This window comes from Actinacidiphila sp. bgisy167 (assembly GCF_057707665.1).
This window is the reverse complement of record NZ_JBYIQP010000127.1, coordinates 1-11,963: the sequence shown is the minus strand read 5'-3', so window position 1 is coordinate 11,963 and position 11,963 is coordinate 1. Positions and strand designations below refer to the sequence as shown.

The following is an 11,963-nucleotide window of genomic DNA, read 5'->3' as shown; positions in this document are numbered from 1 at the left end:
ATCGCCTGTGACGCCGAAGATCACCAGGCCCGACGGCCCCGCGATGCGCGGGAGCCGTCGGTCCGATGCGTCACGCAGCGGGTTGGCGCTGCTCAACGTGTTACGCCTCCTTCGGCGCCAGGCGCTTGAGCTCGGCCTCGGTCGAGGCCAGCAGCTCGTTCCAGGACGCCTCGAACTTCTCGACGCCCTCGTCCTCCAGCAGCTGGACGACGTCGTCGTACGAGATGCCGAGCGCGGCGATCGCGTCGAGCTCCGCCCGGGACTGCTCGTAGGTGCCGCGGATGGTGTCGCCGGTGACCTCACCGTGGTCGGCCACCGCGTCGAGCGTGGCCTCGGGCATGGTGTTGACGATGCCCGGCGCGACCAGCTCGGTCACGTACAGGGTGTCCGGGTAGGCCGGGTCCTTCACACCCGTGGAGGCCCACAGCGGACGCTGCTTGTGCGCGCCCTCGCGCTCCAGTGCCTGCCAGCGGTCGGAGGAGAAGACCTCCTCGTAGGCCTGGTAGGCGAGCCGTGCGTTGGCGACGGCGGCCTTGCCCTTGAGGGCCTTGGCCTCGTCGCTGCCCAGCTTCTCCAGACGCTTGTCGATCTCGGTGTCCACGCGGGACACGAAGAAGGAGGCCACCGAGCGGATCAGGGAGAGGTCCAGGCCCGCGGCCCGGGCCTTCTCCAGGCCCGCCAGGTAGGCGTCCATGACCTCGCGGTAGCGCTCCAGCGAGAAGATCAGCGTGACGTTGACGCTGATGCCGCGGCCGATCACCTCGGTGATGGCCGGCAGGCCCGCCTTGGTCGCCGGGATCTTGATCAGGGTGTTGGGCCGGTCCACCAGCCAGGCCAACTGCTTGGCCTCGGCGACGGTGGCCAGGGTGTTGTGGGCCAGACGCGGGTCGACCTCGATGGACACCCGGCCGTCCTGGCCACCGCTGGCGTCGTACACCGGGCGCAGCACGTCGGCGGCGTCGCGGACGTCCGCGGTAGTGATCATCCGCAGGGCCTCGTCCACCGTCAGCTTCCGCGCGGCCAGATCGGTGAGCTGCTGCTCGTAGCCGTCGCCGCCGGAGATCGCCTTCTGGAAGATCGACGGGTTGGTGGTGACGCCGACCACATGGCTCTGGTCCATGAGCTCGGCCAGGTTGCCGGAGGTGATCCGCTTGCGGGACAGGTCGTCGAGCCAGATCGCCACGCCCTCGTCGGAGAGGCGCTTGAGTGCGTCTGTCATGGGTTCTGCATCTCCTCGGTACGTCGTATGGGTCTGTGCGTCAGCGACCAGCGGCGGCGATCGAGTCGCGTGCGGCGGCGGCGACGGCCTCTGCGGTCAGACCGAACTCGCGGTAGAGGACCTTGTAATCGGCGCTTGCCCCGAAGTGCTCCAGGGACACAATCCGGCCCGCGTCACCGACGAAGCGGTGCCAGGTGAGCCCGATGCCGGCCTCGACGGCGACCCGCGCGTGCACGTTCGGCGGCAGGACGCTGTCGCGGTACGCCTGGTCCTGCTCCTCGAACCACTCCACCGACGGCATGGAGACCACGCGCGCCGGGATGCCTTCGGCCTGCAGCTGCTCGCGGGCCTCGACGGCCAGCTGCACCTCGGAGCCGGTGGCGATCAGGACGACCTGCGGCTGGCCGCCCTCGGCGTCGAACAGCACGTAACCGCCCTTGGCCGCGTTCTCGTTGGCCGGGTAGGTCGGCACGTTCTGCCGGGTCAGGGCCACGCCGTGCGGGGCGGGCTTGGCCGTGTGGCGGCGCAGGATCTCCGCCCAGGCGATCGCCGTCTCATTGGCGTCGGCCGGCCGGACCACGTTCAGACCGGGGATGGCGCGCAGCGCGGACAGGTGCTCGACCGGCTGGTGGGTCGGGCCGTCCTCGCCCAGGCCGATGGAGTCGTGCGTCCACACGTAGGAGACCGGCAGCTTCATGAGTGCGGCCAGGCGCACCGCCGGGCGCATGTAGTCGGAGAACACCAGGAAGGTGCCGCCGTAGACGCGGGTGTTGCCGTGCAGCGCGATGCCGTTCATCGTCGAACCCATGGCGTGCTCGCGGATGCCGAAGTGCACAGTGCGGCCGTACGGGTTCGCCTCGGGCAGCGGGTTGTCCGCCGGGAGGAAGGACGACGAGGCGTCGATGGTGGTGTTGTTCGAGCCGGCCAGGTCGGCGGAGCCGCCCCACAGCTCGGGGATCACGGCGCCCAGGGCCTTCAGCACCTCGCCGGAGGCCTTGCGGGTGGCGACGTCCTTGCCCGCGGGGAACTCCGGGACCGCGTCCTCCCAGCCCGCCGGCAGCTCGCCGGCCTGGATCCGGTCGAAGGTCCTGGCGCGCTCCGGGTTGGCGGAGCGCCACTCCTCGAACCGCTTGGTCCACTCCGCGTGGGCCTCACGGCCGCGGTCGGCGACCTTGCGCGCGTGCGCCAGCACCTCGGAGGCGACCTCGAAGCTCTGGTCGGGGTCGAAGCCCAGCACCTTCTTGGTGGCCGCGACCTCCGCGTCGCCCAGCGCCGAGCCGTGGGCGGCCTCGGTGTTCTGTGCGTTCGGCGCAGGCCAGGCGATGATGGTGCGGGCCGCGATGATGGAGGGGCGGTCGGTGACGGCCTTGGCCTTCTGGAAGGCGGTGTACAGGGCCTGGACGTCGAAGTCGCCCGAGGGGTCCTGCTCGATGCGCTGCACGTGCCAGCCGTACGCCTCGTAGCGCGCCAGGACGTCCTCGGAGAAGGCGGTCGCGGTGTCGCCCTCGATGGAGATGTGGTTGTCGTCGTACAGGGCGATCAGATTGCCCAGCTTCTGGTGCCCGGCGAGCGAGGACGCCTCCGCGGAGATGCCCTCCTCCAGGTCGCCGTCGGAGACGATCGCCCAGATGGTGTGGTCGAAGACCGACTCGCCCGGCGCCGCGTCCGGGTCGAACAGGCCGCGCTCGTAGCGGGCGGCCATCGCCATGCCCACGGCGTTGGCGATGCCCTGGCCCAGCGGGCCGGTGGTGGTCTCCACACCCGTCGTGTGACCGTGCTCGGGGTGGCCCGGGGTGCGCGAGCCCCAGGTGCGGAAGGCCTTGAGGTCCTCCAGCTCCAGCCCGTAGCCCGAAAGGAAGAGCTGCGTGTACAGCGTCAGGGACGTGTGTCCCGGCGAGAGGACGAAGCGGTCCCGCCCGGTCCACGCGGCGTCCGACGGGTCGTGCCGCATCAGCTTCTGGAACAGCAGGTAGGCCGCGGGAGCGAGGCTCATCGCCGTACCCGGATGGCCGTTGCCGACCTTCTGTACTGCATCCATCGCCAGAACCCGGGCGGTGTCGACCGCACGCTTGTCCAGCTCGCTCCACTCCAGCTCGGAGGTGGTCGGCTCGGTGCTCACCTGAGAGGGCTCCTCTCCACATGTATGACGCCGGTGACGAAGTGCACACCGGGCGTTGCCGAGCCTACCCCTGCACGTGCGTGCACCTTTTCGAGTGTGGGCCCGACGCCAGCGGCAACCGTTCCCCGCGCAGCGGCATTCCCGCCCCGCTACCGGTGCTGTCACCAGCGTCCCCCGGTCGGCTTCTCTTCGCCTGTCGAGGCGGAACGCCTCCAGGTCGCACCTCTCTTGCGCCAGGGAGGTCAACACGTGCCACCCCGGGCGCGGGCGGAGTATCCGCTACGTCTAAAGTGGCGTGGTACGCGCAAGCGGAGCCGCTTGCTGGACTTTTCCTCAGGGGTGTTCGTGACGGCCGTCGAATCCCGGCCCGCCGGAGCCATCGGGTCGAGCCACCGCCACCGGCCGTTCGGTGCCCGGGTGGTGGCGTTCGTGGCGCTGACCAAGCCGCGCATCATCGAGCTGCTGCTCATCACGACGATTCCCGTGATGTTCCTGGCGGCGGGTGGCGTTCCCGACCTCTGGCTGGTCGCGGCGACGATGATCGGCGGTTACATGTCGGCGGGCGGCGCGAACGCCCTCAACATGTACATCGACCGCGACATCGACGCGCTCATGCACCGCACGGAGCAGCGTCCACTGGTCACCGGCATGGTCGCGCCGTGGGAGTGCCTGGTCTTCGGCGTCACGCTTTCGGTGGTTTCCACCGCCTGGTTCTGGGTGCTCGTCAATCCGCTGTCGGCGGCGCTGTCCGTGGCGGCCATCCTCTACTACGTCTTCGTCTACACCCTCGGCCTCAAGCGCCGTACCGCCCAGAACATCGTCTGGGGCGGCATCGCGGGCTGCATGCAGGTCCTCATCGGGTGGTCGGCGGTGCGCGACGAGCTGGCCTGGGCGCCGTTCGTCCTCTTCCTCGTCCTCTTCTTCTGGACGCCGCCGCACTACTGGCCGCTGTCGATGAAGGTGAAGGACGACTACGAGCGTGTCGGCGTGCCCATGCTGCCGGTCGTGGCGGGCAACGTCGTGGTGGGCCGGCAGATCGTCATCTACAGCTGGGCGATGGTGCTGGTCTCCCTCACTCTGTGGTGGCCGCTGGGAGCGACGGGCTGGTTCTACGCGGCCGCCGCCGTGCTGCTCGGCGCCTTCTGGCTGGTCGAGGCCCACGCCCTGTACGGACGGGCGAAGGCCGGTGTGGTCGGGGCCAAGCTCAAGGAGATGCGGCTGTTCCACTGGTCCATCACCTACGCGACGTTGTTGTTCGTCGCCGTCGCCGTGGATCCCTTCCTGCGCTGATTACCGGCGGGTAGTATTCCTTCCATGGCAGAGATCCAGGAAGCAGTCACCCCGAACGCGGAGCGCAGGGCCGCGGCCCGAGCCGAGCGTCGCACCGCACGCCTGGCCAAGCAGATCACCGCGTTCGCCCGAAGCCACGGCGGCGGCGCAGAGGGCCAGATCGCGTACGTCGGCGAGGCCGGCGCCCGCATCGTGCTCGTCGGCGAGAACGGTGAGTGGGGCGACCTGGTCGCTCCCACCTACGACATCGCCCGCGAGGCCGTCGAACGCTCCTGCATCACCGTCCACGAGTCATTCGACGGCGGTCTCGCGGCCAAGGTGCGCACCGGACCCTACGAGTGGTCGCGGATGGCCGGAATCCAGATCGGCGGCCCCGCCAACACCTGACGCCGGGCCTGCCCGTTAGGACCATGCAAGTGGTCCGCATCACGGGTGGGAACGAGGAGGCGTCGGTGAAGACCGAGGAACGCGACGAGCGGCGGCTGACGGCCCGCAGGGAAGCGGCACGGCTGTCCGCGGAGGGCGTGCGCGCCGTCGCCCTCAGCTGGGTCGACAACGCGGGCATCAGCAGGGTCAAGACCGTGCCCACCGTGCGGCTGCCGCACGCCGCGCACGGGGGCGTCGGCATGTCGCCGGTCTTCGACGTCTTCACCTCCGACGACGCCGGCACATCCTCCCCGCTGATCGGCGGTCCCGACGGCGACCTGCGGCTCTTCCCCGACCTGGACCGTCTGACCGCGCTGGCCGCCCGGCCCGGCTGGGCCTGGGCGCCGGCCGACCGCTACGACCAGGACGGCCGCCCCCACCCCGGCTGCCAGCGGCTGTTCGCCCGGCGCATGGTCAAACGCGCCGCCGAACGCGGTCTGGAGCTGCGCATGGGCTTCGAGACCGAATGGGTCGCCGTCAAGGACGACGGCAGCGGCGACTGGGCCTCCCGCGGCCCGGCCTACGGGCTGACACGGGTGACGGAACTCTCGGACTATCTGCTCGACCTCCACGACGCCCTGGCCGCCCAGCGCCTCGAGGTCCTGCAGGTGCACCCCGAGTATGCTCCCGGCCAGTTCGAGGTGTCCACCGCGCCCACCGACCCGGTGGGCGCCGCGGACGAGGTCGTCCTCGTCCGGGAGACCGTACGGGCGGTCAGCGCCGCCCACCACCTGCGCGCCTGCTTCGCCCCGGTCGTCGTCGCCGGGCAGGTCGGAAACGGCTGCCACCTGCATCTGAGCCTGCGTGAGCACGGCCGCAACCTGCACCGCGATCCCACCGACCCGTACGGCCTGGCGCCTGCCGCGCGCACCTTCCTGGCGGCGGTGCTCGAGGCCCTGCCCGCGCTGTGCGCCATCGGCGCCCCCTCCCCGGCCAGTTACCTGCGACTCGTCCCCTCGCACTGGGCCGGCGCTTACCGCTGCTGGGGCGTGGAGAACCGCGAGGCGGCGCTGCGCCTGGTGACCGGCGAGGCCGAGGACCCCGACGGCGGTCACGCCGAACTCAAGCCCTTCGACGCCGCGGCCAACCCCTACCTGCTGGTCGGATCCGTCATCGCCGCGGGCCTGGCCGGCCTGCGGGACGGCGGTCGGACGCTGCCCCCCGCGGTCAGCGGGGACCCGGCCGGGCACGGCGACCAGAAGCGGCTGCCCACCTCGCTCAGTGAGGCCGTCGCGCACCTCGTGCGCGATGCGCCGCTGAAGGAGGCGCTGGGGGAGGCGCTGTTCGGCGCTGTGGTCGCGGTGCGGCGCGCCGAGTCCGAGGCGCTGGCCGATCACGGCCCCGCCGAGCTCGCGGAGGCCACCCGGTGGCGGTGGTGATCGAGCTGCCGCCGCTGGTGGACCACCACTGCCACGGCGTCGTCCGCCGCGAGCTCGACGCCGCGGACTTTGAGAGGTATCTCACGGAGTCCGACGCACCCGCGGCGCCCGGCACGAGCTTCTTCGACACCCAGACCGGCTTCGCCGTCCGCCGCTGGTGCCCGCCGCTGCTCGGCCTGGAGCCGCACTGCCCCCCGGATGTCTACCTTTCGCGGCGCCGTGAACTCGGGGTCCGCGAGGCCGCGCGCCGGCTGCTGCGGGGCAGCGGCATCGGTATGTACCTCGTCGACACCGGACTCCCCGGAGACCTGGCGACGCCCGCGGAGCCGGCCGCGGCCGGCTCCGCGGCGCAGCGCGAGATCGTGAGGCTGGAGCGGATCGCCGAGGACGTCGCCGGGGCCTGCGACTCGGCCGGGGCCCTGGTCGAGGGCATCGCCGAGGCGGTCCACCGCGCCGCGCGGAGCGCTGCGGGCTTCAAGTCGATCGCGGCCTACCGCCACGGACTCGGCCTCGACCCGCGGCCCCCGGCGCCGAACGAGGTCCGGCAGGCCGCCGGGTCATGGCTGCGGGCGCGCCGGGCGGGCCCTGCGCGGCTCGGCGATCCCGTCCTGCTGCGGCACCTGCTGTGGACGGCCGTCGCCACCGGGCTGCCGCTGCAGTTGCACACCGGTTTCGGCGATCCGGATTTGCGGCTCGACCACGCCGACCCGGCGCTGCTGACGGACTTCGCCCGGGCGACCCGGGGCACCGGGGCCGACCTGGTGCTGCTGCACTGCTATCCGTACCACCGTCATGCTGCGTACCTGGCCAACGTCTTCCCGCATGTGCACGCCGACGTCGGCCTCGCCCTCACCCATGTGGGACCCCGGGCGGGCGCGGTCCTCGCGGAGTTCCTGGAGCTGGCGCCGTTCGGCAAGCTGCTGTTCTCGACGGACGCCTACGGGCTGCCCGAGCTGTTCGTGACCGGCGCCGCGGCCTTCCGTGGCGCGGTGGACGAGGTGCTGGGCGGCTGGGTCGCGGAGGGCGCCTGGTCGGCGGCCGACGCTCGGCGTGTCGCGGCCATGGTGGCCGCGGACAACGCGCGGCGGCTGTACGGGCTCCCCTGAGCGGCATCCTCGGGGGGCGGCTCACCCGAGGGTTCGACCCGTGGCCGGTGCTCGGGTGTGGCGCGGGCGGGTATGCGTGCCGCGGCCGGTGCTCGGGTGCGGGTTCGTCTCGCGCCCTTCGGGCGTCCGCAGCCCGCCGCTGTGCGCCCGAAGGGCGCGAGACGGGGAGACAGCTGCCCACGCGCCTCGGCTCCAAGGTCACCGGTGGTCGGCTCCGGGTCCGCGGAAGGCGGGGCACCGCTCACGGGCGGAGCCCTACGCGGCCGCGGTCGGCTCCGGGACGGACGCGGGCGCCGGGAGCGGCTCCGCGCCGGGCTCGGTAGCCGGCCGCTCGCGCAGGGAGAGCAGCACCCGCAGCACCGCGATCCACACCAGCGTCGAGCCGAGCATGTGCATGCCCACCAGCACCTCCGGCAGCTTGGTGAAGTACTGGACGTACCCGATGACGCCCTGTGCCAGCAGCACGAGCACCAGGTCCCGCACCCGGGCCCGCGGTCCCGCCGGGGCGTCGACGGCGCGCAGCACGAACCACAGGGCGATCGTCAGCCCGCACACCACCCACGCCAGGTCGGCGTGGAGCTGCGAGATGGTCTCCCACTTCACCGGGACACGCGGCACGTCGCTGCTGTCGCCGGCGTGCGGCCCGGCCCCCGTCACGAGTGTGCCGACCGCGATCAGGGCCCCGGAGGCGGCGGTCAGCACCCACGCCAGCTGCCTGACGGGCTTGCCGACCAGCGGGCGCGGCCCCGCGTCGCCCTCGCCGGCCCGGTGCCACGTCAGCAGCGCGACGGCGATCAGCGCGCTGGAGAGCAGGAAGTGCCCGGCGACGGTGTACGGGTTGAGACCGGTCAGGACGGTGATGCCGCCGAGGACGGCGTTGCCCATGACGACCCAGAACTGAGCCCAGCCGAGACGGGTCAGCCCCCGCCGCCACGGCCCTGCGGCCCGTGCGGCGACGATGGCCCAGCCCACGGCCGCGCACAGCACATAGGTGAGCATCCGGTTGGCGAACTCGATGCCCCCGTGCAGCCCCATCTCACTGGTCGTGGTGAGGCTGTCGGCGGTGCACTTGGGCCAGGTCGGGCAGCCGAGCCCCGAACCGGTCAGCCGGACGGCGCCGCCGGTCACCACGATGACGACGCTCATCACGAGCGCGGCCAGCGCGGCCCGCCGGACCGTCGCCGGGGACGGGGTCCAACGCTGGGCGACGAAGGCCAGGGGGTTTCGCACTGCTTGGCCTGCTTGGCTGAGATTCGGCACGGCCACCATCGTAGGCGTCTCCTTGTGCAATCCTTCACGAGGGGGACACCCAGGGGAGGGGTTGGGCGACATGGCCGAGGTCGACCGGCGGAAACTGCTCTACGGAGGCGCAGCGGCGGCGCTCACGGGGATCGGCGCGGCCGCCTACTCGGCCGCCGACACGCCCGCGGCCGAGGCCGTGCGGCAGCCCAGGCGCGCCGCGCATCCCGGCGTCGTCGACGTCGTCGCCGACTTCGGCGCCAAGGGAGACGGCACCACCGACGACAGCGAGGCCTTCGCGGACGCCTACCGCTACGCCGAGTCCCGGCTGGACGACCACACGGGCCGCACCGTGATCGACGTCCCACCCGGCAAGTACCTGATCACCCGGCCCGCCGCGCTGCTGGACGGCGACAACCCGTCGGGCGCCGCCAACGGACTGCGCTTTCGCGGCGCGGGCCTGCGCATCAGCGAGATCGTCTTCGCGCCACGGGATCCCGCCGGCGCCTTCCTCTGCCGCAACGACGACATGTGGCAGAACATCGCCTTCGAGGGGCTGCGCTTCACCTCCGGCACCCCGGGCGCCTCCTTCTTCTCCTCCTACTCCACCGGCGGCGCGGCGAACTACCGCTTCACCGACTGCGAGTGGATGGGGGAGTGGGAGTACGGCATCGCCCTGGACGGCACCAACACCAACTCCGAGATGCGCTGGGAGGCCTGCCGGGTGGGCGGCGCCTACCGCAAGGCGTTCCTCTACTCGGGCCTGTCCAAGCGCTCGGAGAACCCGGAGCAGCAGGACCAGTTCCTCAACTACTGGTTCACGGACATGAACGTCACCTATGAGTGGGGCAACTTCCTGGAGTTCCCCTACGGCGGCTCGGTCACCTGCCGTGCCGGGAGCTACATCGTCACCGGGCGCCGCCCCACGCCCCACCCCGACTACGGCTACGAGAGCACGTTCTTCCGCTTCCCGCGCAGGCGGCACTTCAGTTCCGTGCAGCGCTTCCACGCCGAGGACATCCGCTTCGAGCTGCGCAACGCCGACACCGTGGTGATCGACTGCGAGTGGGGCGGCGGCACGGTGCACTTCAACGACTGCGACGACACCGCCAACGCCTTCAAGCCCTTCGCCCCCGGGCTGCGCGCCCACCGCTACACGCTCGGTCCGCGCGGGCCGCTCGTGCGCTACGACTCCTGCCAGCTCACGGGCACCCACCGCTACCGCACCGACGGCTCCACCGAGCTGCCCACCACGGTGCGCTACGACATGTGCCTGCTGGCCAGCCACGGCCCGGAAAGCGGCTTCCTCGCCCTGGACGAGGGCCAGGGCACCGGCTTCGCCCGCTTCGTGGACTGCGTCACTCCCACCTGAACCAGCGCGCCGCCGCTCCGAGCCCCACCGCGGCCCACACGGCGAGGATGCCGAGGTCGCCCCATGGCATCCCCGCGCCATGCTGCAGGACGTCGCGAAGGCCGTCCGAGAGGGCCGAGATAGGCAGCAGTTCCAGGGTGGAGCGCGCCGCGTCCGGGAACCGGTCCAACGGCACGATCACCCCGCCGCCGACGAGCAGCAGCAGGAAGACCAGATTGGCGGCGGCGAGCGTGGCCTCGGCGCGCAGTGTGCCGGCCATGAGCAGACCGAGGCCGGAGAAGGCCGCCGTGCCCAGGACGAGGAGCAGGAGCACCGCGAACGGATTGCCGTGCGGCGACCAGCCCAGGGCGAACGCGATCACGGTGAGCAGGACGATCTGCAGGACTTCGGTGACCAGCACGGAGCCGGTCTTGGCGGTCATCAGCGCCCAGCGCGGCAGCGGGGTGGCGCCGAGCCGCTTCAGGACGCCGTAGCGCCGCTCGAAGCCGGTGGCGATGGCCTGGCCGGTGAAGGCGGTGGACATCACCGCCAGCGCGAGGACGCCGGGAGCGAGGAAGCCGACGGCCTCACCGGCGCCGGTGTCCACGATGTCGACGGAGCTGAAGAGGACCAGCAGCAAGGTGGGGATGACGACGGTCAGCAGCAGCTGCTCGCCGTTGCGCAGCAGCATCCGGGTCTCCAGCGCGGTCTGCGCACCGATCATCCGCAGCAGCGGAGCCGCGCCGGGGGCAGGGGTGAAAGTGCCGGTGGCGGTCACGAACGCAGCTCCTTGCCGGTCAGCTCCAGAAAGACGTCCTCCAGGGTGCGCCGCTCGACCGCGAGGCGGTCCGGCATCACCCCGTGCTGGGCGCACCAGGAGGTGACGGTGGCCAGCAGCTGCGGATCGACCTTGCCCTCGACCCGGTAGGCGCCGGGGGTGAGCTCGACGGCGGCGGAGTCGTCGGGCAGCGCCTTGAGCAGGGAGGTCAGGTCGAGGCCCGGACGGCCGGAGAAGCGCAGAGTGTTCTCCGCGCCGCCGCGGCACAGCTCCTCGGGGGTGCCGCTCGCTATCACCCGGCCCTTGTCGATGATCGCGACGTAGTCCGCGAGCTGCTCGGCCTCGTCCATGGAGTGCGTCGTCAGGACGACGGTGACGCCGTCGGCGCGCAGCTCGCGGACCAGCTCCCAGGTGCCGCGGCGGGCCTGCGGGTCCAGTCCCGCCGTCGGCTCGTCCAGGAACACTAGCTCCGGGCGGCCCACGACGGCCATTGCGAGCGCCAGGCGCTGCTGCTGGCCGCCGGAGAGCCGGCGGTACGGGGTGCGGCCGCAGGACTCCAGGCCGAGCCGTTCGATCAGCAGGGCCGGGTCGACGGGGGCGGCGTGCAGCTTCGCGGTGTGGCGCAGCATCTCCTCGGCGCGGGCGCCGGCGTAGACGCCGCCCGACTGCAGCATGACGCCGATCCGGGGCCGCAGCGCGGCGGCCTCCCGCACGGGGTCGAGCCCCAGCACCCGCACCCGGCCGGCGTCCGGACGGCGGTATCCCTCGCAGGTTTCGACGGTGGTGGTCTTTCCGGCTCCGTTGGGTCCGAGCACGGCGGTCACGGTGCCCCGGGCGACGGCGAGGTCGAGACCGTCCACCGCGGTCTTGGCGCCGTACCGCTTGACGAGTCCCGTCACTTCGACCGCGGGGTCCATTCGCATGACGGGCAGTCTACGAACCCGCTGGGGGGCGCTCCGCCGGGAGGGCGGTGGTACGTGCGGCGACCGCCGGTCTAGGCGGGCGCCCGAGGCCTGCTCCGGGGCGGCGGCGAAGATCGTTTCCGCAGGTCAGCTT

General features: G+C 72.0%; 10 protein-coding genes. 5 read left to right on the top strand and 5 right to left on the bottom strand.

What is annotated here, in order from left to right:
- Nucleotides 1–100: 100 nt before the first annotated feature.
- Together tal and tkt are read right to left on the bottom strand one after the other, a co-directional pair.
- A complete protein-coding gene (gene tal, locus AC3ET4_RS29255) occupies nt 101–1,219 on the bottom strand; it encodes a transaldolase (protein ID WP_431954717.1) in 1,119 nt (372 codons plus the stop codon).
- Between the two features lie 40 nt (nt 1,220–1,259).
- Nucleotides 1,260–3,338 (bottom strand): transketolase, encoded by a 2,079-nt coding sequence (tkt, locus tag AC3ET4_RS29250; RefSeq protein WP_431954715.1) that lies wholly within the window; start codon nt 3,336–3,338, stop codon nt 1,260–1,262.
- A 345-nt stretch (nt 3,339–3,683) separates the two neighbouring features.
- Between tkt and AC3ET4_RS29245 the strand changes: the two genes are divergently transcribed.
- The 4 genes from AC3ET4_RS29245 to AC3ET4_RS29230 all read left to right on the top strand — a co-directional run bounded on the left by AC3ET4_RS29245 (nt 3,684) and on the right by AC3ET4_RS29230 (nt 7,539).
- Nucleotides 3,684–4,628 carry a heme o synthase gene (locus AC3ET4_RS29245; RefSeq protein WP_431954713.1) on the top strand — a complete coding sequence of 315 codons (945 nt, stop codon included), beginning with the start codon at nt 3,684–3,686 and terminating at the stop codon, nt 4,626–4,628.
- A 24-nt stretch (nt 4,629–4,652) separates the two neighbouring features.
- The gene (locus AC3ET4_RS29240) at nt 4,653–5,015 is read left to right on the top strand and encodes a hypothetical protein (protein WP_431954711.1); all 363 of its coding nucleotides are present in this window, start codon (nt 4,653–4,655) and stop codon (nt 5,013–5,015) included.
- 65 nt (nt 5,016–5,080) lie between these two features.
- Entirely contained in the window at nt 5,081–6,433 is a 1,353-nt protein-coding gene (locus tag AC3ET4_RS29235; protein WP_431954709.1) for a glutamine synthetase family protein, read from the top strand.
- Nucleotides 6,430–7,539 (top strand): amidohydrolase family protein, encoded by a 1,110-nt coding sequence (locus AC3ET4_RS29230; protein WP_431954721.1) that lies wholly within the window; start codon nt 6,430–6,432, stop codon nt 7,537–7,539. The genes AC3ET4_RS29235 and AC3ET4_RS29230 overlap by 4 nt, the downstream gene beginning before the upstream one ends.
- A gap of 255 nt (nt 7,540–7,794) precedes the next feature.
- Here the strand turns inward: AC3ET4_RS29230 and AC3ET4_RS29225 are convergent, their stop codons facing one another.
- A complete protein-coding gene (locus AC3ET4_RS29225) occupies nt 7,795–8,808 on the bottom strand; it encodes a COX15/CtaA family protein (protein ID WP_431954707.1) in 1,014 nt (337 codons plus the stop codon).
- A 61-nt stretch (nt 8,809–8,869) separates the two neighbouring features.
- On the opposite strand from AC3ET4_RS29225, the gene AC3ET4_RS29220 reads away from it, so the two are divergent.
- Nucleotides 8,870–10,150, top strand: a complete 1,281-nt coding sequence (locus tag AC3ET4_RS29220; RefSeq protein ID WP_431954705.1) for a glycosyl hydrolase family 28-related protein — start codon at nt 8,870–8,872, stop codon at nt 10,148–10,150.
- Here AC3ET4_RS29220 and AC3ET4_RS29215 read toward each other — a convergent pair.
- Together AC3ET4_RS29215 and AC3ET4_RS29210 are read right to left on the bottom strand one after the other, a co-directional pair.
- Nucleotides 10,137–10,853, bottom strand: coding sequence for an ABC transporter permease (locus AC3ET4_RS29215; RefSeq protein WP_431954719.1), 717 nt, complete (start codon nt 10,851–10,853; stop codon nt 10,137–10,139). The two genes, AC3ET4_RS29220 and AC3ET4_RS29215, sit on opposite strands and share 14 nt — an antisense overlap.
- A gap of 50 nt (nt 10,854–10,903) precedes the next feature.
- A complete protein-coding gene (locus AC3ET4_RS29210; RefSeq protein WP_431954704.1) occupies nt 10,904–11,830 on the bottom strand; it encodes an ABC transporter ATP-binding protein in 927 nt (308 codons plus the stop codon).
- Between the last annotated feature and the right edge of the window lie 133 nt (nt 11,831–11,963).